Origin of the sequence: Oceanococcus atlanticus (genome assembly GCF_002088235.1) — a bacterium.
Taxonomy (GTDB): domain Bacteria; phylum Pseudomonadota; class Gammaproteobacteria; order Nevskiales; family Oceanococcaceae; genus Oceanococcus; species Oceanococcus atlanticus.
This window is the reverse complement of the sequence record NZ_AQQV01000001.1, coordinates 947,808-968,184: the sequence shown is the minus strand read 5'-3', so window position 1 is coordinate 968,184 and position 20,377 is coordinate 947,808. Positions and strand designations below refer to the sequence as shown.

Below are 20,377 nucleotides of genomic sequence, written 5' to 3'. Positions count from 1 at the left end.
TTGGGTTACTGGTCCCAGATGACCTTTTGACGGGCCGCGTACCAGGTTTCGATCTTGGGCTCGTAGTGCTGCTCCAGCACGTTGCGCTTGATCTTCATGGTCGGGGTCAGGAAGCCGTTCTCGATACCCCACTGCTCTTTCACCACCACCGCGAACTGCATGCGTTCGTGATGATCCAGCGTGGTGTTGACCTCATCGATCAGCTGCGAGATTTCCTGTTCAAGCTCGGCGCGCCCTTCGCTGCTGGTTGCCTGGGCCTGGGCTTCCTCGCACAGCATGATCTGGGCAAAGGTGGCCGGTTGATTGGCCCCAGCCACGCACACGGCCTCAATGGCCGGATGGTTGACGATCTTGTTCTCGATCGGTGCCGGAGCCACGTACTTGCCCTTGCTGATCTTGAACAGTTCCTTGACCCGGCCGGTGATCTTGAGACGACCGCTGGCGTCGATCTGACCCATGTCGCCGGTCTTGAGGAAACCGTCGTCGGTGAAGCTCTCGCGGGTTTTTTCCTCGTCCTTGAAGTAGCCGACCATGTCGGCTGGACTCTTGATCAGAATCTCGCCGTTGTCGCCGATCTTGGTGACCACGCCGGGGTTGTTGGTGCCGACCGTGCCGACCTGCGCCTCACCCGGTTTGTTGAAGTGCGAATAGGCCATGTTTTCGCTCATGCCATAGCCTTCGAGCAGCTCCAGACCCAGGCTGCGATACCAGTTGATGGTATCGGCCGACAGCGGGGCCGAGCCGGTCCCGGCGAAGCGCACATGCTGCAGACCCAGCTGAGTCAGGATCTTGTTCTTGACCTTGCTGCCGAGCAGCGGAATCTTGAACAGCACTTTCTGTTTCTTCAGCGGCAGTTTGGCGCACACGCCGGCCTGGAATTTGGTCCACAGGCGCGGCACTGAGAAGAAGATGGTCGGGCGGGCACGTTGCAAATCCTGCACGAAGGTGTCCAGCGATTCGGCGAAGAACACCTGGCAGCCGCGGTAGATGGAGAGATTCTCCACGCACACGCGTTCAAACACGTGAGCCAGCGGCAGGTAGGACAGCAGGCGGTCATCTTCACCCACGCGCAGGCCCTTGGTTTCCATCAGGTCGGTCATGCTGCTGCCGCACACGCGCAAGGCGTTGAAGTTATGCATAACCCCTTTGGGCTGACCGGTGGAGCCCGAGGTGTAGACGATGGTGGCCAACTCTTCCATGCCCCGGTCGGGCTCGCCCTGCAACGGCGCGTTGGCGGCGACGATGTCATCCCAGGACTGACCGTTGTTGGGCGGTGCCAGCGGCAGGTCGATCATCGGCATGCCCTCGGGCACGCCGGGTTTCATGTGATCCCAGTCATCCAGCTTGCCGACAAACAGCAGTTTGGATTCGCTGTGATCAAGAATGTAGGCCACGGTTTCCGCGTTCAGCGTGGGATAGATCGGCACGGTGCAGTGACCGGCCATCCAGATGGCCCAGTCGGCCATCATCCAGTGCGCCGAATTCTTGCCGATCAGGGCAATCTGCGAGCCAGCCGGCAGATCCAGCGATTGCAGGTAGGCGGCCATGCTGCGCACCTGGCGCATGGCTTCTTTCCAGGTGTATTCGACAACCTGGCCATTGCCCACCGGTTGGGTGAAATGGACCTTGTCGCCTGAGGTTTTTTCCCAGTGATAGAGTCGTGCCAGCGGCGTCTGGTTTTCCAGCGCTGTGCCCATGGATATCCCCCGAATTGAATATTAATTAGTGATAGACATGCCGTGACGCCGGCGTGTACTGAAACCCGCCTAAAGTGCCATGGTGCTGCGGTTGTTGTCCATATGTCAGGACTGTTCAGGCCGCATCGGTGGTTTCTGGCAGCGTGGCCAGTTGCTCGATCAGCGCCTGCACCTCATCCGGATCATGGGTGTCGATCAGGCGTTGGCCGACGGCACGCAGCTCGGCCAGATTGGATTCGCGGATGAGCTTCTTGACCTCCAGCACGCTGGAGGGGTGCATGGAAAACTCGGTCAGCCCCAGGGCCAGCAGCAGGCGCGTGTAGCGCGTATCGCTGGCCATTTCGCCACACATTGACACCGCGATGCCGCGCCGCTGCCCGGCTGCAATGGTCATGTAGATCAGGTTGAGCACCGCCGGGTGCAGCGGGTCGTACAGATAGTTGACCTCATCATCCACACGGTCGATGGCCAGGGTGTACTGGATCAGGTCATTGGTCCCGATCGAAAAGAAATCGGCGTGTGGGGCCAGCATGTTGGCCGCCAGTGCCGCAGCCGGCACCTCGATCATGGCGCCAACCTGCAGTTGTTCGTCAAAGGCCCGCCCTTCGTTGCGCAGTTCCTGCTTGAGTTCGTCGATCAGGGCGCGTGCGCGCAGCAGTTCATTGAGGTTGGAGATCATCGGCAGCATGACCTTGACCTTGCCGTGCGCCGAGGCCCGCAGCAGCGCGCGCAACTGGACCCGGAACAACTCCTCGTCCTTGAGACACAGGCGAATGGCGCGCAAGCCCAATGCCGGATTGTTGGGGGTCGGGCCCTGGATGCGGCCCGAATCAACCTGCTTGTCGGCGCCCAGGTCGAGGGTACGGATGGTGATCGGACCCTGCACCGCCTGGATGACGCTGAGGTAAGCCTGATACTGCTCGTCCTCGTCCGGCGTGTCCTCGCGGTTCATGTACAGGAACTCGGTGCGGTATAGGCCGACGCCGGCGGCGCCGACGCCGTGCGCATGGGCGGTGTCGGCGGGCAGTTCGATATTGCACAGCAACTCGATGGGGTGACCGTCGGCGGTCACCGAGGGCACGTCACGCAACTGCTCCAAAATGGCCCGAAAGCGGGCTTCGGCGCGGTGGCGCTCCTCGTACTCGGCGCGTTCGCTGGCGCCGGGTGTGCCGATGGCTTCGCCGCGCTGGCCATCGATAACGATCTCGTCGCCGTCGTTGACCTGTCGGCGGGCATTGTGGACGCCGACGATGGCCGGCAGCCCCAGGCTGCGGGCCAGAATCGCGGTGTGCGACAGCGGACCACCATATTCGGTGACGAAGCCGGCCACGCCCTGCTGGTTGAGCAGAATGACATCGGCCGGCGTGATGTCGTCGGCCACCACCACGGCGGCTTCGTTCTGGGTCGACACATCCAGGGTTTTGTCGCCCTTGAGCAGAATGCGCTGAATGCGCACCACCACGTGCTCGACATCGTCCCGGCGGCTGCGCAGGTAGGCGTCGTCCATCTGCTCGAACACCGCGACCAGATTTTCGCGCTGCCGGTTGAGGGCGCATTCCGCGTTGATGTGCTCGCTGCGAATCATGTCGGTGACCGCATCCGACAAGGTGCGGTCATCCAGCATCAAAAGGTGGGCGTCGATGAACGAGGCAATGTCGCGCGGGGTGTCGGCCGGAATGCGCTCCCGGATGTTGCGCAGTTGCAGCTTGGCCTTCTGCCGGGCTGCGGTGTAGCGCTCGCACTCATCCTCGACCTCGGCCGCTGTGAGCTGGCGTTCGGGGACATCGAAGTCATCGCCATGCAGCTTGTGCACGCGGCCCAGTGCAATCCCGCGCGAAACGCCGATGCCCTGCAGATGCACGTTGCCGCCGCCCATGCGCGATCAGGCCTCTTCGCCGAAGCGCTCGGCGATCAGCTGGGCGATGGCGTCGAGCGCCTGCTCGGCATCGGGGCCGTGGGCGTCGACCTGAACCTGAGTGCCCTGAGCAGCGGCCAGCATCAGAACGCCCATCATGCTTTTGCCGTTGACCTGACGGTCGCCGCGGCGCAGCACCACGTCCGCATCAAACTGTCCGGCCAGGGTGACCAGTTTGGCCGCAGCCCGGGCATGCAGCCCGAGCTTGTTGACGATGGTCAGTTCACGGCTGAGGGCGGGGGTAGGGTTGCTCATTGGTGCCGGTCCTCGCACAGCATGACCCCGCGCTGTCCGCCTTCGACGGCGGTCCGGGCAAGGGCGTCCAGCTTGAGTTTGGGGTAGTTGTAGATGCGGATCAGCATCGGCAGGTTGACCCCCGCCACGACCCGGCAGCGGCCCGCCTGGGCGACCTTGTTGGCGATATTGCTGGGAGTGGAGCCGAACGCATCGGTGAGCAGCAGCACGCCATCACCCTGATCGAGCTTCTCCGTCAGGCGCAGGCCCTGCTTGACCAGCAGTTCCGGGTCCTGAACCGTGCGCACCTCGAGCACATCGGTGGCCAGGCTGAGGCGCCCGCCGAGCATTTCGGTGACGGTTTCGACCAGGTTCTGGCTCAAGCGGCCATGGGTGATCAGGAGTACGGCAACAGCCATGGTTATCGAATCTCGGTGTGGCGAACGAGAATTTTGAGGTCGGCATCGGCCAGTTCGCTGGCCAGTCGTTCGACCAGATAGACCGAGCGGTGCTGACCACCGGTGCAGCCAATCGCCACGGTTAGGTAATTGCGGTTTTGTTGCTGATAGGCCGGCAGCCAGTTCTGCAGAAAACCCAGAATGTCGCGGGCCATGGCCTGAACCGGGGCCTGTTGTTCGAGCCACTGACGAATGGCCGGATCACGCCCGGTCAGCTTGCGCAGTGAAGGCTCCCAGTGCGGGTTGGGCAGACAGCGCACATCGAACACCAGATCGACCCCGTCGGGCACGCCGTATTTGAAGCCGAAGGACTGCAGTTGCAGCATCATCTGGCTTTCGCTGTCGCTGGCCAGCGTGGTGCGGATACGCTCGCGCAGCTCGTGCAGGTTGGTCAGGCTGGTGTCCAGCGTGAAGTCAGCGATTTCCGCCACCGGCTCAAGCAGTTGTCGTTCCGCTGCCAAGGCATCACCGAGGCTGGTCTGGGCATTGGTCAACGGATGCTTGCGCCGGGTTTCGGAGAACCGTCGCAGCAGCACGTCGGTGTCGGCATGCAGGAACATCACCCGGGTGTGGAAGCCGGGGTTGGCCGCACGCAGGTTGCTGAGCAAATCCGGCACCTGTTCGATGTGTCCACCGGTGCGGGCATCGATACCGATGGCCATGCGATTGCAGCGCACATCGGTCTGCGCCAGGGCGCGCGGATGCAGGGTGCCGAGCATGCTCAGCGGCAGGTTGTCGATGCAGTAGTAGTTGAGGTCCTCAAGCATGTCGAGCACGATGCTCTTGCCCGCCCCCGACAGGCCGCTGACGATCAGCAGTTCCTGGCGTTGATCGACCATCAGAGGGTCGCGTTGAGACGTGCGGCCTGGCGGGCGGCGAGGTCGGCCGCCGCGTCATAACCGGCCTGCACGTCATGCCAGTGGCGCACCAGCGCTTCGACCGTTTCGGCCGAGCCGGGCAGGGTGGCGAGAAAATGATGCGGGCGTTTGAGGCCGAGGATGTCGTATTGCGGAATCGGCTCGCTCGGCAGCAGGGCCGGGCCGGGGCTTACCACCAGATCAATGCAGGCCTGCGTGCGCAAACGCTCAGGGCCAAACTGGCGGGCTACGTTGACCACAACACCGCAACGCAGGGCGAGAAATTCGGCGCATTCTTCAAGCCCCTGACCGCTGAGCTGCTCACCGTCGCGTTCGACCTGCACGGCATCGTCGCCGACAAAGGCGTGCCCACGGCTGATCAGTTCCAGACCCAGCTGGCTTTTTCCGGCGCCGGCCGGGCCGCTGATCAGCACGCCGCAACCGTCCACCTCAATGAGAACGCCATGCACCTGGCCGCTGGCCATGTCAGGCGCCCTGCGGGCTGGTCAACAATTTGTGCACGGTTTCGCTGTCGCCGGCCTGACGGATGGCGGCCAGATTGTTTTCATCGCGAAACATCTCCGCGATCTTGGCCAGAATCTGCAGGTGCTCTGCCGTCGCCTCCTGCGGCACCAGCAGACCAAAGACCAGGTCGACGGGCTGTTCGTCGTTGGCGTCATAGTCGATCGGCTGGCCCAGCTTGACGAAGGCGGCCACGGCCGACTCCAGACCCTTGAGGCGCCCGTGCGGAATGGCCACGCCGGCACCCAGGCCGGTGCTGCCCAGCTTTTCGCGATTGATCAGACTGGTCAGCACGTCCTTTTCCGAGACCAGCTCGGCGTGCGCGGTGAGCAGGCGGCTGACTTCTTCCAGTGCGCGCTTCTTGCTGGTGATGTCCGTATTGATAGTCACGGCACTGGGCTTGAGAAACTCGGCGAGATTCATGATGGATCCTTCGGTCGGGCTATCTTGTGTACGGCTTTATTCTGCCATCGGAAATAAAAAACGGTGGACATGATGCCATGTCCACCGTCGCGGTTTGATGACGCTTTAAAGCGTCGGCTTACTGCAGCTGTCCAGCGGCGGCGCGCAGGCCTTCACGCTGATGATGATCGGTGTGCTTTTCCTTGTGTTTACAGGTCTGGCGGTCGAGCTTGTCAATCAGCTTGTCGACGGCCTTGTACATGTTGTCCGACTCTGCCTCGGCATGGAGGTTGGCACCGCGGGCATGAAGCGTGGCTTCTGCGATGTGGCGGTCTCTCTCCACGGTGAGGATCACGTTGGCATCAATCATATTCTCGAAGTGTCGCTCGATGCGCTGCAGCTTGTTCTCGACAAACTCGCGCATGGGCGGCGTGAGATCGACGTGATGACCGGTGATATTCAGATTCATGTGTTGCTCTCCTGTAACGAGACGGATTCCGCAACCAGTACCGGTCATGCTCAACCGGTGAAACCGGCTGCGGTCTGTTTAGGCCATGCGTTTGCGCTCGTGCGACGGAGGAATGTTCATGCCTTCACGGTACTTGGCGACCGTGCGTCGAGCGACCTGAATGCCCTCATCTTTCAATATTTGGGTCAGACGGTTGTCGCTCAAGGGTTTGGCTGGATTTTCCTCATTGACGAGCCTGCGGATCATGGCCTGGATCGCAGTTGCCGAGCAGCTACCTCCTTCTGCCGTGCTCACGGCGCTAGAGAAAAAGTACTTGAGTTCATACAACCCACGCGGTGTATGCATGTACTTGTGCGCGGTGGCCCGGGACACGGTGGATTCGTGTATTCCGAGCTGTCCGGCGATGTCACGCAGCACCAGCGGGCGCATGGCCTCAGGTCCATATTCCAGGAAACCCCGCTGCCGATCAACTATTTCCTGTGCGACTTTCAGCAGGGTCTCGTTGCGGCTCTTGAGACTGTGCAAAAAGTACCGGGCTTCCTGCAGATGCTGTTTCAGCAGCTTCTGATCCGGACTGTTATCGGCACGTTTGACCAGATCTTGATAGGTGCCGTTGATTCGCAGTTTGGGCGCAATGTCGGGGTTGATGCTGGCCTGCCAGCGGCCTTCGATCTTGCGCACATAGACATCCGGCGCGACATACTGCTGCTCGTGCGGAATAAAACCGGCACCCGGGTCCAGGGTCAGCCCGCGCAGCAGGCTCAGAGCCTGTTCAAACGCCTCTTCGCTGACCTCCGGCCCGGGCAGGATATGACGCAGGCGCTGGTAAGGATTGGGCTGCCCCAGAGCATCCAGATGATCACGCACCAGGCAACGCGCCAGCGCCCGGCTGGGTGACTCCGGCAGGCTGGCCAGCTGGATCAGCAGGCATTCGCTGAGGTCGCGGGCGCCCACGCCGGAGGGGTCGCAAGCCTGCAGGCGCGCGAGCAGGGCATCCATGGCGTCTTCGCTCAGACCGCAGCGGGTGGCGATGTCGTCCAGCGAGATGTCTTCACCGGACAGAAAACCGCGCTCATCCAGCGCATCAATCAGATGATCCATGGCCAGCGCTTCGGCGTCGCTGAGATCTTCCAGCGCGACCTGGTCCTGCAGATGAGTCTTGAGATCCGGGCCGCTGTGAATATTGGCCTGACGGTAATCGTAAAGGGCCTGATCGGCTTCGCGGTCACCGCTGCTGGAGCCGGTGTAGACATCGTCCCACTCGAAGTCGTTGGGCAGCTCATCAGGGATTTGATCACTTTCGCCGACTTCGGCGTTGTCACGCGTTTCGCTGCTCGGGCGCTCTTCGCGCTCCTCATTGCTGACCGCGACTTCGACCTCGCCATCAGCGTCTTCGCGCTCGAGCATCAAATTGCCTTCCAACGCATCCTGGATCTCCTGTTGCAGATCCAGCGTCGACATCTGTAGCAGCTTGATGGCTTGCTGCAACGCCGGGGTCAGACTCAAACCCTGGCTGAGTTTCAGGCCCAGAGCGTGTTTCATGCAGGCAGTAGATGAGTGGACATGAGCCTATTCTACCGGGCAGCTGGCTCGGGTTGGCAAGGTTTTTGTATGCACAAACCGCAGGTTCAGGCGCTGCCGCAAAAGCCCTGCTGTCGCCACGCTTCGTAGACCACCACCGCCACGGCATTGGACAGATTGAGGCTGCGGTTGTCCGGGCGCAGCGGGATGCGCAGACGCTGCCCCGCAGGCAGGCTGTCGATCAGCGCCTGATCAAGGCCGCGGGTTTCCGGGCCGAACAACAGCGCATCACCCGGCTGATAGGTGGTGGCGTGGCTGCTCGCCGTGCCGCGTGTGGTCAGGGCGAACAGGCGTGCCGGATGGCCCTGTTCGGTTTCGATGGCGTGCAGGCAGTGCTCTAGGTCAGGGTGCAGCTGCAGGCTGGCGAATTCGTGATAGTCCAGGCCGGCACGGCGCAAGCGTTTGTCATCAACCTCGAAACCCAGCGGTTCGATCAGATGCAGGCGCGCGCCGGTGTTGGCGCACAGCCGGATGACATTGCCGGTGTTGGGCGGAATTTCCGGCTGAAACAGGATGACGTGAAGCCAGGCCATGGGTCAGGCCAGCGCCCATGCAGCCAGCGCCACGGCGAGGCTGCCGAGCAGGCCGTGCAGCAGCATCAGGGCGCCGGGAAAGGCTTGCTGACGCTGGCGTTTGAGAAACAGCAGCATGCCGGTGGCCAGGCTGAGGAAGATCACCAGCAGGCCTGCGCCATGAGTCGGCTCGTGCTGATCCAGGCCGAGCACCAGCAGGCCCAGCACCAGCGCGGCGGCGGCGCCGTGGGTAAAGATGCGCGCATCGTCCATGCGCATGGGTTGCTGGCGCCATTGGCGCCAGACCCACAGGCCGCTGAGTGCGGCTGCGCCGAGTGCAAGCAGTAGCGCAACAGCCATGGTCAATCGAGTGACAACTCGGTCACCGGACCCCAACCAAGCGATTCGAGTGCCTCGCGGTGGGCCGCCATATCGCCAATCAGGACCCAGGTCAGGGCATCCGGATGGACCAGTTTGCGCGCCCCGGCGCGCACTTCGTCCAGGCTCATGGCATTGAGCTGATCAACCAGCTGGTTGTAGTAGTCGTCGGGCAGGTCGAGGCTGAGGATGCGGGAGGCAGAGCCGGCCAGCTGACCCAGCGATTCATTGCGGCCGGGCAACGACAAGGTCTCATTGCGGACCACCGCGCGCAGCTCTTCAGCACGGATCGGGCGCTTGCCGGTGAGCTCGCGCAGTTCACGCTGGACTTCACGCATCGCCGCCACGGTCTTGTCACCTTGAACCCGGCTGTAGACGATGAACGGGCGTTGATCGTGGGCGCTGAAGATCGCGCTGCCAGCCCCGTAGGACCAGTGTTTGTCTTCGCGCAGATTCATGTTGATACGCGAGGTGAACATGCCGCCGAATGCGGTGTTGGCGGCCTGCATGGCGAGATCGTCGGGATCACGCGGCGAGGGCGCCAGATGGCCGGCCAGGATCACGGTTTGTGGTGCGCCGGGCTTGTCGACCAGATAGATGCGTTGCCCGGAGGCTAGCGCCTGCGTGGTGGCGTTGGGCGGTGCGCTGGCCTGGCTGCTGCGCCAGTCGCCAAAACGCGCTTCCAGCAGCGGTTGCAGGCGGGCCATATCGATGTCGCCGACCACCAGCAGCTGACTGTTCTGCGGTGCAATGCGCTGCTGGTAGAAGCGCACGACATCGTCGCGCTGGATGGCTTCAACGCTGTGCACATAGCCGCTGCCGGTCATGGGCACACCGTAAGGGTGATCTTCGCCGTAGAGCAACGGCGGCAGGATGCGCAAGGCGGCCTGGAACGGGCTGGCTTTTTCCTGGGCGATGCCGGCGAGTATGCGCGGGCGCAGACGCTCGATCTCTGCCGCTGGGAAGGTCGGGTTGCGGATGATGTCGCGGTAGATGTCGAGGGCGGGTTCAAGGCGCGTGCTGACCGCCGACAGGCTGACGCTGGCCAGATCCAGTGAGGCGCCGCTGGAGATGCTCGCCCCGAGGCTGTCGAGTTCACTGGCGATGTCCAGCGCGCTGCGCGTGGTGGTGCCTTCGTCGAGCATGCCCATGCTCAGCGTAGCCAGGCCTTCCATGCCTTTGGGATCGGCCGCGTAGCCGCCGCGGCTGAGCAGGCGCACCTCGACCAGCGGTAACTCGCGGCGTTCCAGCAAGACCACTTCCAGACCGTTGGACAGGCGCGCGCGCTGCATCGGCGGCAAGGTCAGCGGTTTGGCCTGGCCCGGTTCGGGCAGTCGACTGCGGTCGACATCTTGGCCGCTGGTGCGGCCGGGCGTGCTGGGTTCGACCCGCAGGCGCAGGTGGCCCTGGCCGAGCCAGGTTTTCAGGCTGTTCTGAACGCTGTGCGGGGTCGCCTCGCGCAGCCAGCTGAGCTCGTCTTTCCAGGCGCCCGGGTCGCCTGCAATAACGGCGGCGCTGGCCAGCAGATCGGATTTACCGCCGAAGCCACCGACCTGCTGCATGCCGCGCAGCATGCCGACATACAGCCCGGTGCGGCTGCGTTCCAGTTCTTCGCTGCTGGGGCCCTGAGCGATCAGTGTGTCGACCGCGTCAATGACGTGTTGCTCCAGCTCGGCAATGTCCTCGCCAGGGCGTGCGGTGACCCAGACCATGAACTGGGAGCCGAGCTCGCGCGGCAGCACGAAGGCACCGACATCGGTGGCGCGCTGCTGCTCGTGCACCAAGCTGCGATACAGACGGCTGGTTTTGCCATTGGCCAGCGCATCGGCAGCGGTCTGCAAGTGAATCAGGTCGCGGCTGAAGTTGGGGGCCACATTCCAGACAAAGTAGCTGCGTGCCTGCGGCACGTCGTCCTGCACGGTGACTTCACGGGTATCGGTCATCGGCGCGGGCCAGCTCTCGGCGCGTTGCAGGCGTGGCCCCGCCGGAATGTCACCGAAGTAGGCCTCGACCTTGGCCTTGGCCGTCTGCGCGTCGATATCACCGGCGATCACGATGACCGCATTGGCCGCGCCGTACCAGGTTTTGAACCAGTGTTTGACGTCATCCAGCGTGGCGGCGTCGAGATCCTGCATCGAGCCAATCACGCTCCAGGAATAGGGATGGCCTTCGGGATAGCTGTACTGCGGGATCAGATCCCAGATCTTGCCGTAGGGCTGATTTTCACGCTGGCGTTTCTCGTTCTGGACCACGCCACGCTGCTCATCCAGCTTGGCCTGGTCGATGGCGCCCAGCAGGTGCCCCATGCGATCTGATTCCAGCCACAGCAGGGTGTCGAGCGAGGGCGTCGGCACATTGGCAAAGTAGTTGGTGCGATCCGCGTTGGTCGTGCCGTTGAGGCCGGTGGCGCCGACATTCTCCAGCGGGCGGAAGAACTCATCGTTGTAGTTCTCCGAGCCGTTGAACATGAGGTGTTCGAACAGGTGGGCGAAGCCGGTGCGGCCGGCTTGCTCGTTCTTGGAGCCAACGTGGTACCACACGTTCACCGCGACAATCGGCGTCTTTCGGTCTTCGTGCACGATCAGGGTCAGCCCGTTGTCGAGCACGAAGGTCTGGTAGTCGATGTCGGGCAGCGGCAGTTCGGCCGGTGCGTTTGCACTTGGCAGCAGGCTACAGGCCGAAACACTCAGCACGGCGGTGAGGCCGGCAAGACGGATCAGGGTTTTTGCAATCATGGGGCGTAATAGTAGTGATAGCGCAGCGTTGCCCGGGTGCTGTGATGGACATCACCCCAGTGGCGCTCAAACTCCAGCGAGAGGGCGTGAGCGGCACTCAGGGCGATGCCATGACGGTAGACAGCGCGTCGGCGCGACACACCATTGGCAAATTTCTCCGCGCCAAGTTCCAGACGCGCCGTGTGCTGCTCGAAATGCCACAGCAAACCGGTGAGCACGCCAGCAGCGGGTTCCAGATCGTGGGAGAACTGGCTGTTGTGCTCCAGACGGGCCATGGCCAGGGCAAAAGTTTGCACGCCTGGCGCCAGTTCGGTGGCGTATCCGGCGCCGCCATTGACGTGTGCAACCTGACGTTCGCGGCCATTGATCCATTCCCGCTCAAGTCCGGTGATGACCTTCCATGACAGCGGTTTGAAGAATCGGTCACGCGGGCTCAGGGAAAAGATGTCGACCAGATCGATGCGCTCGATACGCAAGTGGCCATCTTCATCCAGGCGACCCTGGAAATTGCCCAGATTGATCTGCGCGCCTTGCAGGAAACCGTAGCCACGTTCTTCCAGGCTGTGCAGCGACAGGCGCAGGCCAAAATTGAGGTAGTCCAGGTTTTCAGCCTGTCCCAGCCCGATGCTGAGACGGCGACTGCCATGGCCCAGATCCGGCGGGCCGGGGGCTATGGTGTCTTCGCGGGGCAGCGCCTGGGCATGCTGGCGCAGCGCGCCGAGCAGGGCGAAGCTGGTCTTGGCTGCCGCAGGATCACGTTCAAGACCGACCTGACGGTAGCGCAGGTATTTGTAGGCGGCCTCGATCACGCGCGCCTGCATTGGTGCATCCAGTGCGGTAAACCAGTCCTGCTGCATTTCATCGGTGCTGTGGCTTAGGGCGATGACCCTGGGGTGCAGGTATTCGGGGATGTAACGCAGCCGTTCCTTCAATTCGCTGGCTTTGGATGGACGGTAAACGCGACTGTTGCCCAGGCCGTTTTCCAGCGCGCCACGCACGGTGTCGATGGGGATGGCGGTGTTTTCGAAGCGCTCGGTCAGCTCCAGGCCGGGGCGGGCCACCTCAAGCAGTTCCATGACCCGGTAGGAGCAGTTTTCGTCGAAGAAGTAGTAATCGAAATCGATTTCTTTGAGCTCCCACAGATGCAGCACCATGCGTTCGGTTTCCTGCGTACTGAGGTTGAGCGGGTACTCCCAGATGTCGCGGTTCTCGTCGCGGTTGTACTCCTGGATCTTGCGATAGTACTGCTCCACATTGAAACGTCCCGGGTAGCCGCCGGTCAGCCCTTTGAAGGCGTAGAACATGGAGTTGTCACCCGGCACCACCTCGGCACCGAAATTGACCGCCCACGAGAGCCATTCGGAATGGCTTTCATCCGCCGGGTCCAGACGCAGCAAGGTGTGCCCGAACATCGAGGAGGGGCTGTTGAGGTAGTAGGAGGGGAAGATCAGGGTGACCCGCTCCGCTTTGACGATGCTGCGCCACTCGGCATAGTCCGGGCAGCTGAGCTCGGGCAGTTGCTCGGCGCCGAAGGCGAGCTGCGCCTGCAGCCAGGCGGCGCGGGCGGGGAAGCGGCAGCGGGCATGCTGGTTGCCTTGCGGCTGCTCGGCGAACAGGCCGCGCAGGGTGGCTTCAAGTTCTGCCACGCTGTCACGGCGGCCGTTTTCGGCAAGGAAGAACTTGTCGTCATCGACCTGACTGCGGTACTGCGGTGTGTCGGCTGGGCCGGTGCGGTCGTAGTGGACCAGGTTGAGCCACACCGGCTCATGCGCGAGACCCTGCTCCTTGGCCTGACGCAGGTAGTCCTCCAGCGTGGGTGTCTGTGCCAGCAGGGCAGAAGACAGCATCAGTCCAACAGCAAGGGTCAATGTCCGCATGGTGGGGCACGGGAAGTTGAAAATGAAAAGGCCCGGCATCCTACGCGGATGTCGGGCCTGACATCAGCCGGTTTTGGCCGGCCGCTGATTGTACGCAGGAATTAGGCGGCGTACTTGGCCAGCTGCGGATCAGCCTTGATCAGGCTTTCCAGGCTGGCAATGACGTGATCAGCGGTGACGTCGGCGCTCGGGAAGATCACTTCGAAGTTGTCGTGAGCAACGCGGGCGAAGGTGGCGCGGTCATCGGCTTCGATGCCGAAAGCCACGGCCACGGCGGTCAGGGCGTCGCCTTCACCACGTGCCACGTCTTCGGAGAACTCGTCGAGCATGGCGCTGACCATGGCCTTGCCGCCGTAGGTCAGGGTGCCGTCGGTGGAACAGCCGTTGGTGCCGGAGGTCATGCCGAAGGTGTTGTTACCCGAGGTGCCGTTGGTGGTCGACGCCAGGAAGTGATACACAATGCCGGACTGGCCAGCGAACAGCATGTTGCCCCAGCCGCAGTTCGGGCCGCCCGGTGCCACAGCCGAAGCCGTGCTGGCAGCACCCAGAAGTACAGCACCCGTGATCAGTTTCTTCATGTTTTGCAACTCCCCTACTGAAATTCAGTGAATGAACCGGAAAAATGGTCCGCCGCCATACTATGCCCGCCGTGTTGGCGCTCGCAAGTTGCGCCGGGGCATCGCGATCCCCCTGATTGGGGGTGGTGCGCGGGCGCTGCGGTTGCCGTTTGTACCGGTTCTACGGGGCTGTCTGGCGGCCTTTCGTTAATGAGCATGGCTTTGAGCGCTGCCGCGAAGGCTGCTGATGGCCTTGGAAGCCGGGTGCAGCTGTGACCCAGTTCACACATTGGCATGGGGCAGCAGCGGGCCTTGTGCGGGACTTCGCTCGCCGCTGGCTGGCTGTCGCGCTATTCGTTTTGCCGTGCTCGGTGGCAGCCACGCCAGCACCATCATCCAGTGCAGCCTGGCTGGCCTTGCTGCATGCCGATCAGGATGGCCACAGTCGTATCGACAGTGCGGGCTTCTTCATCAGCGCTGAGGGGGCGCGTGATCCTCAGGCCGAGTGGCAGGCCACCCTGGACGGCTTTCGGGATGATCCAGCGCTGGCCTGTCGCTACCCTGCACGCTGGCAGTTGATGCGGGCTCATGAGCCGCAATTGGCAGATCTGCCGCCTGACGCATGTGCCGACTACGCCCGCTGGCGTGAACGGCTTGGAACCCGGGGTGTCACCCTGGTGCTGGCGTCGGCCTATCTGGGCAATCCCTCGTCGACCTTCGGGCACACCTTCTTGCGTCTGGATGCAGACGGCAGCCCGCTGCTGGCCTGGGCCGTCAACTTTGCCGCGCAAACCCAGGATCAGCCCGGCCCCAGCTACGCCATCAAGGGGCTGGCCGGGGGCTACACCGGGCGCTTCAGCCTGGGGCCGTACTACGACAAGGTGGCCGAATACGCCTATCTGGAGCAGCGCAACCTGTGGGAATACCCCCTCAAGTTGGATGCGGCGGCGCTCGATCGCCTGCTTGCCCACCTGTGGGAGCTGCAGCACGCCGGCTTCGATTATTTTTTTCTTGACGAGAATTGCAGTTTTCAACTCCTCGCCCTGATTCAGGCCAGCCGGCCGGAGTTGCCGCTGACCCGTGGGTTTGATCTGTTTGCCGCGCCGGTGGATACGATTCGGCGCCTGCAGGCCCATGGCCTGATCGACGCGGTGGCTTACCGACCGGCCCTGCGCGACACCCTGGAGGGGCGACTGCAACAGCTCGACGCCGAACAGCAGGCTGCCGTGCAGGCCATATTGAAGAGCCCGGGCGCGGTCCTGCCCGAGCAGCCGCGTGTGCTGGATGTGGTGGCTGATCTGGCCCGCTATCGCAGCGCTGTCGGGGTGCTGGGACGCAGACCGGATGCAGCCCGCAAAGCCCGCTGGCTGGCACTTGAAGAGCAGGCGTTGAGTACGCGCAGCGGGTTGCAGCAAGCGTCTGGCTGGTTGCCTGCGCCAGCACCGCCAGCGCCTGATCAGAGTCATCTGAGTCAGCGTCTTGGCGCCGGGGGGCTGGCCCTGGACGGTGTCTCGCAGCTCGTGCTGGACTGGCGTCCGGCCTTGCATGACCTGCTTGATGGGGCGTACGGGCTTGCCGCGGACAGTGAGATCGCGATTCTGGACACCCAGTTGAGCGTGCGAAGTGGCACTTGGCGGCTGCAGCGGCTGAGCCTGATTGATGTGCGTTCGCTGCCGCCGCGCGATGCCTGGTTCAGCCCCTGGTCGTGGCAGGTGGCGGCCGGCTATCGGCGTGATCTGGCCGATGGGCAAGGCCTGTGGCGCCTTGCTGGCGGTTTGGGCTTGAGCCGTACGCTGGGTGTATCGGCGTCGCTGCTGGGCCAGGCCGCAGCGGTGCTGGGTGAGGGCGGCCAGCGCGGCCTGGAGTATGGTGCCGAGCTGGTGCTGCGAGAGCGCTGGCATGCCAACGCGCCGTGGCAGATTTCTGTGCAGCACACGCGGCGGGTGGGGCGGATTGTGGGTGATGGCGATGATCGAACCTGGTTGCGAGTGGGCCAGCACTGGCAGATCAACCCGCGCTGGGGGCTGCGCGTGCAGTTTGCGCACGAGCACCGCAGCCGGCGTGATGTGCTCGAGGCTCAGCTGATGAGGTACTTCTGATGCGTCGCATCTGGGTTTGTCGGGTGCCGCAACTGACGCCGCGGCGTTTGCGCCCGCTGGCTCATGCCCTGCGCGATCGCGTGCTCGGAGAGGTGCTGGGCGAGGATTGTCGATGGGCGCCAGACGCGCGCGGCAAGCCGCAGGTGCTGCATCCCGGCGGCTGGCATATGAGTCTGAGTCACAGCCGCGATGCGGTGGCGCTGATGCTGGCCGAGCAGCCGGCCGGCATCGACATCGAGCCGCGGGCGCGCAAGGCCCGCTGGGCGGCGCTGGCCCGGCGCCAGTTCCATGCCGACGAATGTGCACAGCTTGAGGCGCAGGCGGCATCGGGCTTCGCATCTGCAGCGCTGGCGTTGTGGACGGCCAAGGAGGCCTGGGCCAAGGCCAGCGGCGAGGGCGTGGTGGGCATGGCGCGGGCCCCGTCGCTGCGCTGGCAAGACGGGCGTTGGGCTCTGCCGGCCGGACACGCCGACAGCCTGCAGCAATTTTTGCTGTGGGATGAGATGGTTGTGAGTGTGTATCTGATGCACAGCGCCGTCCAGGCGCTGGATTGGGTCTGCCTGAGCGCGCGTGCGCAAGACGGGGTCTGGTGTTTCGAGCCGACGCTGCCGTGCCCTGTGGCAGAATTTCGCGCATGAGAATCTTGTCTGATGGCTGGTTGACCGGGGTGCGGCGCTGCGTGTCACCCAACTGTGATGAGCGCCCGGCGCCGGATGACATCAGCCTGCTGGTGATTCACGCCATCAGCCTGCCGCCGGACTGTTTTGGTGGGCCGCATGTGCGTGAACTGTTCTGCAACACTCTGGATCCGCAGGCCCATCCTTTCTTTGACAAGATCAAGGATCTGCGGGTGTCGGCCCATCTGTTCGTGCGTCGAACCGGGCAGATCCAGCAGTTCGTGCCACTGATCGCACGGGCCTGGCATGCCGGGCAGTCGCAGTTCGACGGGCGCGAGCGCTGCAACGATTTTTCCATTGGTATCGAGCTGGAGGGTACGGATCGTCATCCCTTCACCGCCGCGCAATACCGCGCGCTGATTCGCCTGACCCGGCGGATTCAGGCGCGCTGGCCAGCGATTACCGCCCAGCGCATTGCCGGGCACAGCGATATCGCGCCGGGGCGCAAGACCGACCCCGGACCCTGCTTCGACTGGGCGCGTTATCGCGCCGGCTTGCGCTGCGCATGACCCACGGACGTATTGTCGAATCGGACTTCAGGCCGCATCCGTTGCTGCGCAATGCGCATGCACAGACGGTTGTTCCCACGCTGCTGCGTCCGCTGCCCACCCTGACGCTGGATGTTGAGCGCTGGGAGCTGGACGACGGCGATTTTGTCGACCTCGGCTGGTTTGCACGCCCGCAGCCGGGCCAACCGCTTGCGGTGCTGGTGCATGGCCTGACCGGGGGCTTTGAATCCAAGTACCTGCGCGGTACGGCGCGGCAATTGATGCAGCGGGGCTGGGCGGGCTTGATCCTGCAGCTGCGCGGTGCAGGCGATACCCCCAACCGGCTGGCGCGCAATTACCATCAGGGCGATACCGCGGATCTGCGTGCACTGCTTGGGCGTCTGCGGGCCCAATATCCGGATGCCATGGTGGCCAACATTGGCTGGTCGCTGGGCGGCAATATTACGCTCAAGGCGGCAGCCGAGGGCGGGGCTGATCATCCGGCGGATCTGGTCGTGGCGGTGAGTGTGCCGTTTCAGCTGGAGCCTTGCGCCGAGCGTCTGCGCGAGGGTGTCTCGCGGGTTTATCAGCGGCGTTTGCTCGGTGATCTCAAGGCCATGGCTCAGCGCAAGGCTGCGCATGTGCGCCTGCCCGCTGATGTGGATCTGACCTCAGCTATGAACGCTGCGGATTTCTTTGCCTTTGATGATGCCTGGACGGCGCCACTCAACGGCTTTGAGGATGCGCTGGATTATTACCGGCGCTGCGAGTGCGGCCCGTTGCTGCAGGCGATCGAAAAACCCTGTCTGATCGTGCACAGCCAGGACGATCCGTTCATGCGGCCGCAGATTATTCCGACGGCGCAGGAACTCGCCCCACAGGTTGAGCTGGAGCTAAGCCGCTACGGTGGTCATGTGGGCTTTGTGGCGCGTACCCCGGCAGGCGCTCTGGATTACTGGCTGGAGCGCCGGATCAGCTCATGGCTGAGCTCTAGGCTTTGAGCAGCTTGGTGCAGGCGCTGGAGCGATAAAACGGCTCCAGTTGCAGGCGTAAGGCGCTTTCCAGCAAGCCGGTGTCGCGGGCGTGCTTGAGTAGGTCCGGGGCCAGCGTGCGGATTTCCGTGTCCAGGGTCTCGCGATCCAGGCCCAGGTGCTTGAGCAGTTCGGCCAGCGACTGGCTGCCATAGACTTCGTAGAAACCCTGGATGCCTTCGCGCACCAGTTCCTGGATGTATTCGGTCTGGCGCAATTCGTGCCACACCTGCAGCCCGAAGCTGGCCAGGCGGTCGATGTCTTCGTCGCTGACCATATCGGACACGCTCAGGCGGGCGTCCTTGGCATCGCGCCAGATTTCGTCCGACAGTTCGCGGATCTGTTCGGGGCCCAGGGCGTCGAGCAAAAACTGCTGACTGTTGCGGATGCTCTTTTCGGTGTTGCCGCGGATGAAGTTACGCAGCCGGTCCTCGATGGCGGATTCCAGTCCGGGCATGCGCTTGTTCAGCGCCGCGCTGCCCTTGCTCAGCAGCGAACCCATGCCCGGCACTTTCTGCACGGCGCCGCTGCTGGAGGACAGGTAGTCGCGGATGCCGCTGTACAGCACGTTGGAAATCAGCATGGCGTAAAGCGGGCTTTCGGTGGCCTGCTTGATCAGGTTCTCACGCAACTGATCCATGTCCACGATCAGCTCAACGCCGGCCTCATACAGCTCATCGTCAACCACATCGCCGATGCGGGTTTCGGTGTTGACCGGCAACTGCACCAAGCGTTTGGCGATCGAACCGACCAGCACGGTCAGGGTGTCCGGCAGATACCAGTCGTCGAGCCAGCGCAGGGCGGTGTCGACCGCCGTGTCCGCCTCCAGCATGGCCGACACATGGGTGTTCTCAAGCCACGCCCAGAGACCGTCGAGCAGCGGTTCGAGCTCCTTGGTCATCTTGCTTGATGTCCAGCGTTTGAGTTCGAAGGCGATGTGCGCCTCAAGCAGCTTGTCGGCCTGATCCATGGGGTGTCTCCGTGTGCTATTCGGCACCAATGATGGCGCAAAGCTCGCCCAGCATCATGCGCAATTCGTTGCTCATCAGGGTGAAGTCGATTTCGAAACGCTGTTCTTCGTCGACGTCGCTGCCTTCGGCGCCGTCATCGCGGTCCATGTCGAGGAACTTGAGCTTCTTGATCTGCAGGGTGTCGTTGAGCACGAAAGACAGCTTGTCACCCCACGACATGCCCAGCTTGCTGACCCGCTTGCCGGAGGTGATGTGCTTGCGGATTTCCTCGGTGTTGAGCGGATGACGCAAGTAACGCACCGTGGATTTGGTTTCCTCGCTGCCGTTGAGTTCGCATTCGTCCTCGATCAGGAAAGCGCCCGGCGCGGCGTTTTTGGCCAGCCACTCGGTCATGGTCACGGCCAGAGCCATATTGGGTTCGACCAGCTTGACCGGCGGCAGGTCTTCGACCGTGGCGCGCAGGTGCTCGATCAGGTTTTCCGCTGCGGCGGCGGTCGAGGTGTCGACGATCAGCCAGCCCTGTTCGCAGTCGATCCAGGCGCGCACCCGTTTGCGCCGTACAAAGGCTCGCGGCAGCAAGGTCATCGTGATCTCGTCCTTGATATCACGCATCTGCTTGCGCCCCGGCTTGTAGCCGCGCTGAGCTTCGAATTCGCGCGCCTTGTCCTTGGCTTCTTCGTTGATCACGCTGGCCGGCAGCAGCTTTTCCTCGCTGCCGTGCGCGATCATCAGATGTGGCAGCAGGGCCTCGACCAGCGCGCCGTCATCGTCCTTGGGTGCAACCCAGCCGCGGCTCAGGGCAGCCTGGCCGGTGCACGGCAGCAAAGGCTTGCGTGCCAGCTGTTCCTCCAGGGCGGCCGGGGTGATGGACCAGGGTTTTTCCAGACGGAACAGGCACAGATTCTTGAACCACATGG

General features: G+C 63.1%; 20 protein-coding genes. 4 read left to right on the top strand and 16 right to left on the bottom strand.

Annotation, left to right across the window (positions count from 1 at the left end):
• Positions 1 to 5 precede the first annotated feature (5 nt).
• From ATO7_RS04600 to ATO7_RS04535, 14 genes are all read right to left on the bottom strand, one after another.
• A complete protein-coding gene (locus ATO7_RS04600; RefSeq protein WP_083559945.1) occupies positions 6 to 1,697 on the bottom strand; it encodes an AMP-binding protein in 1,692 nt (563 codons plus the stop codon).
• Between the two features lie 115 nt (positions 1,698 to 1,812).
• Positions 1,813 to 3,573: a phosphoenolpyruvate--protein phosphotransferase gene (gene ptsP, locus ATO7_RS04595; protein ID WP_083559943.1), complete on the bottom strand. Its 1,761-nt coding sequence runs from the start codon at positions 3,571 to 3,573 to the stop codon at positions 1,813 to 1,815.
• A 6-nt stretch (positions 3,574 to 3,579) separates the two neighbouring features.
• Positions 3,580 to 3,867 carry an HPr family phosphocarrier protein gene (locus ATO7_RS04590; RefSeq protein WP_083559941.1) on the bottom strand — a complete coding sequence of 96 codons (288 nt, stop codon included), beginning with the start codon at positions 3,865 to 3,867 and terminating at the stop codon, positions 3,580 to 3,582.
• A complete protein-coding gene (locus ATO7_RS04585; RefSeq protein ID WP_083559939.1) occupies positions 3,864 to 4,265 on the bottom strand; it encodes a PTS sugar transporter subunit IIA in 402 nt (133 codons plus the stop codon). The genes ATO7_RS04590 and ATO7_RS04585 overlap by 4 nt, the downstream gene beginning before the upstream one ends.
• Positions 4,266 to 4,267: 2 nt before the next feature.
• Positions 4,268 to 5,143 carry an RNase adapter RapZ gene (rapZ, locus tag ATO7_RS04580; RefSeq protein ID WP_083559937.1) on the bottom strand — a complete coding sequence of 292 codons (876 nt, stop codon included), beginning with the start codon at positions 5,141 to 5,143 and terminating at the stop codon, positions 4,268 to 4,270.
• On the bottom strand, positions 5,143 to 5,646 hold the full coding sequence (locus ATO7_RS04575; protein ID WP_083559935.1) for a hypothetical protein: 504 nt from the start codon (positions 5,644 to 5,646) through the stop codon (positions 5,143 to 5,145). Before ATO7_RS04575 ends, rapZ begins: the two co-directional genes overlap by 1 nt.
• Position 5,647: 1 nt before the next feature.
• Positions 5,648 to 6,106, bottom strand: coding sequence for a PTS IIA-like nitrogen regulatory protein PtsN (gene ptsN / locus ATO7_RS04570; RefSeq protein ID WP_083559933.1), 459 nt, complete (start codon positions 6,104 to 6,106; stop codon positions 5,648 to 5,650).
• Positions 6,107 to 6,224: 118 nt separating this feature from the next.
• Entirely contained in the window at positions 6,225 to 6,554 is a 330-nt protein-coding gene (gene hpf / locus ATO7_RS04565; protein ID WP_083559931.1) for a ribosome hibernation-promoting factor, HPF/YfiA family, read from the bottom strand.
• 78 nt (positions 6,555 to 6,632) lie between these two features.
• Positions 6,633 to 8,096 (bottom strand): RNA polymerase factor sigma-54, encoded by a 1,464-nt coding sequence (locus tag ATO7_RS04560; RefSeq protein WP_083559929.1) that lies wholly within the window; start codon positions 8,094 to 8,096, stop codon positions 6,633 to 6,635.
• Between the two features lie 86 nt (positions 8,097 to 8,182).
• Positions 8,183 to 8,668, bottom strand: coding sequence for a tRNA (uridine(34)/cytosine(34)/5-carboxymethylaminomethyluridine(34)-2'-O)-methyltransferase TrmL (trmL, locus tag ATO7_RS04555; protein ID WP_083559927.1), 486 nt, complete (start codon positions 8,666 to 8,668; stop codon positions 8,183 to 8,185).
• Positions 8,669 to 8,671: 3 nt separating this feature from the next.
• Positions 8,672 to 9,007: a hypothetical protein gene (locus tag ATO7_RS04550; protein WP_083559925.1), complete on the bottom strand. Its 336-nt coding sequence runs from the start codon at positions 9,005 to 9,007 to the stop codon at positions 8,672 to 8,674.
• Between the two features lie 2 nt (positions 9,008 to 9,009).
• On the bottom strand, positions 9,010 to 11,760 hold the full coding sequence (locus ATO7_RS04545) for a M16 family metallopeptidase (protein WP_083559923.1): 2,751 nt from the start codon (positions 11,758 to 11,760) through the stop codon (positions 9,010 to 9,012).
• Complete coding sequence (locus ATO7_RS04540; protein WP_158523038.1) at positions 11,757 to 13,607, bottom strand: Lnb N-terminal periplasmic domain-containing protein; 1,851 nt, start codon at positions 13,605 to 13,607, stop codon at positions 11,757 to 11,759. The genes ATO7_RS04545 and ATO7_RS04540 overlap by 4 nt, the downstream gene beginning before the upstream one ends.
• Before the next feature lie 131 nt (positions 13,608 to 13,738).
• The gene (locus ATO7_RS04535) at positions 13,739 to 14,215 is read right to left on the bottom strand and encodes a DUF3015 domain-containing protein (protein ID WP_083559919.1); all 477 of its coding nucleotides are present in this window, start codon (positions 14,213 to 14,215) and stop codon (positions 13,739 to 13,741) included.
• Positions 14,216 to 14,508: 293 nt separating this feature from the next.
• Here ATO7_RS04535 and ATO7_RS04530 point away from each other — a divergent pair, with 293 nt between their 5' ends.
• From ATO7_RS04530 to ATO7_RS04515, 4 genes are read left to right on the top strand one after another with little or no spacing between them, the layout of a single operon-like run.
• Positions 14,509 to 16,293 carry an Lnb N-terminal periplasmic domain-containing protein gene (locus ATO7_RS04530; RefSeq protein WP_083559918.1) on the top strand — a complete coding sequence of 595 codons (1,785 nt, stop codon included), beginning with the start codon at positions 14,509 to 14,511 and terminating at the stop codon, positions 16,291 to 16,293.
• Positions 16,293 to 16,931 carry a 4'-phosphopantetheinyl transferase family protein gene (locus ATO7_RS04525; protein WP_083559916.1) on the top strand — a complete coding sequence of 213 codons (639 nt, stop codon included), beginning with the start codon at positions 16,293 to 16,295 and terminating at the stop codon, positions 16,929 to 16,931. The genes ATO7_RS04530 and ATO7_RS04525 overlap by 1 nt, the downstream gene beginning before the upstream one ends.
• Positions 16,928 to 17,479: a 1,6-anhydro-N-acetylmuramyl-L-alanine amidase AmpD gene (gene ampD, locus ATO7_RS04520; protein WP_083559915.1), complete on the top strand. Its 552-nt coding sequence runs from the start codon at positions 16,928 to 16,930 to the stop codon at positions 17,477 to 17,479. The genes ATO7_RS04525 and ampD overlap by 4 nt, the downstream gene beginning before the upstream one ends.
• Positions 17,476 to 18,459, top strand: coding sequence for a hydrolase (locus ATO7_RS04515; protein ID WP_083559913.1), 984 nt, complete (start codon positions 17,476 to 17,478; stop codon positions 18,457 to 18,459). Before ampD ends, ATO7_RS04515 begins: the two co-directional genes overlap by 4 nt.
• On the opposite strand, the gene ATO7_RS04510 is transcribed toward ATO7_RS04515, so the two are convergent.
• Both ATO7_RS04510 and ATO7_RS04505 read right to left on the bottom strand, forming a co-directional pair.
• Positions 18,449 to 19,459, bottom strand: a complete 1,011-nt coding sequence (locus tag ATO7_RS04510) for a hypothetical protein (RefSeq protein ID WP_083559911.1) — start codon at positions 19,457 to 19,459, stop codon at positions 18,449 to 18,451. The genes ATO7_RS04515 and ATO7_RS04510 overlap by 11 nt on opposite strands.
• Positions 19,460 to 19,475: 16 nt before the next feature.
• Complete coding sequence (locus ATO7_RS04505) at positions 19,476 to 20,375, bottom strand: recombination-associated protein RdgC (RefSeq protein WP_083559909.1); 900 nt, start codon at positions 20,373 to 20,375, stop codon at positions 19,476 to 19,478.
• Positions 20,376 to 20,377: the final 2 nt, after the last annotated feature.

What these genes read in the sequence shown, in the direction of transcription:
- ATO7_RS04600 (WP_083559945.1), bottom strand. Translation starts at nt 1,697, where the DNA reads ATGGGCACAGCGCTGGAAAACCAGACGCCGCTGGCACGACTCTATCAC.
- ptsP (WP_083559943.1), bottom strand. Translation starts at nt 3,573, where the DNA reads ATGGGCGGCGGCAACGTGCATCTGCAGGGCATCGGCGTTTCGCGCGGG.
- ATO7_RS04590 (WP_083559941.1), bottom strand. Translation starts at nt 3,867, where the DNA reads ATGAGCAACCCTACCCCCGCCCTCAGCCGTGAACTGACCATCGTCAAC.
- ATO7_RS04585 (WP_083559939.1), bottom strand. Translation starts at nt 4,265, where the DNA reads ATGGCTGTTGCCGTACTCCTGATCACCCATGGCCGCTTGAGCCAGAAC.
- rapZ (WP_083559937.1), bottom strand. Translation starts at nt 5,143, where the DNA reads ATGGTCGATCAACGCCAGGAACTGCTGATCGTCAGCGGCCTGTCGGGG.
- ATO7_RS04575 (WP_083559935.1), bottom strand. Translation starts at nt 5,646, where the DNA reads ATGGCCAGCGGCCAGGTGCATGGCGTTCTCATTGAGGTGGACGGTTGC.
- ptsN (WP_083559933.1), bottom strand. Translation starts at nt 6,106, where the DNA reads ATGAATCTCGCCGAGTTTCTCAAGCCCAGTGCCGTGACTATCAATACG.
- hpf (WP_083559931.1), bottom strand. Translation starts at nt 6,554, where the DNA reads ATGAATCTGAATATCACCGGTCATCACGTCGATCTCACGCCGCCCATG.
- ATO7_RS04560 (WP_083559929.1), bottom strand. Translation starts at nt 8,096, where the DNA reads ATGAAACACGCTCTGGGCCTGAAACTCAGCCAGGGTTTGAGTCTGACC.
- trmL (WP_083559927.1), bottom strand. Translation starts at nt 8,668, where the DNA reads ATGGCCTGGCTTCACGTCATCCTGTTTCAGCCGGAAATTCCGCCCAAC.
- ATO7_RS04550 (WP_083559925.1), bottom strand. Translation starts at nt 9,007, where the DNA reads ATGGCTGTTGCGCTACTGCTTGCACTCGGCGCAGCCGCACTCAGCGGC.
- ATO7_RS04545 (WP_083559923.1), bottom strand. Translation starts at nt 11,760, where the DNA reads ATGATTGCAAAAACCCTGATCCGTCTTGCCGGCCTCACCGCCGTGCTG.
- ATO7_RS04540 (WP_158523038.1), bottom strand. Translation starts at nt 13,607, where the DNA reads ATGCTGTCTTCTGCCCTGCTGGCACAGACACCCACGCTGGAGGACTAC.
- ATO7_RS04535 (WP_083559919.1), bottom strand. Translation starts at nt 14,215, where the DNA reads ATGAAGAAACTGATCACGGGTGCTGTACTTCTGGGTGCTGCCAGCACG.
- ATO7_RS04525 (WP_083559916.1), top strand. Translation starts at nt 16,293, where the DNA reads ATGCGTCGCATCTGGGTTTGTCGGGTGCCGCAACTGACGCCGCGGCGT.
- ampD (WP_083559915.1), top strand. Translation starts at nt 16,928, where the DNA reads ATGAGAATCTTGTCTGATGGCTGGTTGACCGGGGTGCGGCGCTGCGTG.
- ATO7_RS04515 (WP_083559913.1), top strand. Translation starts at nt 17,476, where the DNA reads ATGACCCACGGACGTATTGTCGAATCGGACTTCAGGCCGCATCCGTTG.
- ATO7_RS04510 (WP_083559911.1), bottom strand. Translation starts at nt 19,459, where the DNA reads ATGGATCAGGCCGACAAGCTGCTTGAGGCGCACATCGCCTTCGAACTC.
- ATO7_RS04505 (WP_083559909.1), bottom strand. Translation starts at nt 20,375, where the DNA reads ATGTGGTTCAAGAATCTGTGCCTGTTCCGTCTGGAAAAACCCTGGTCC.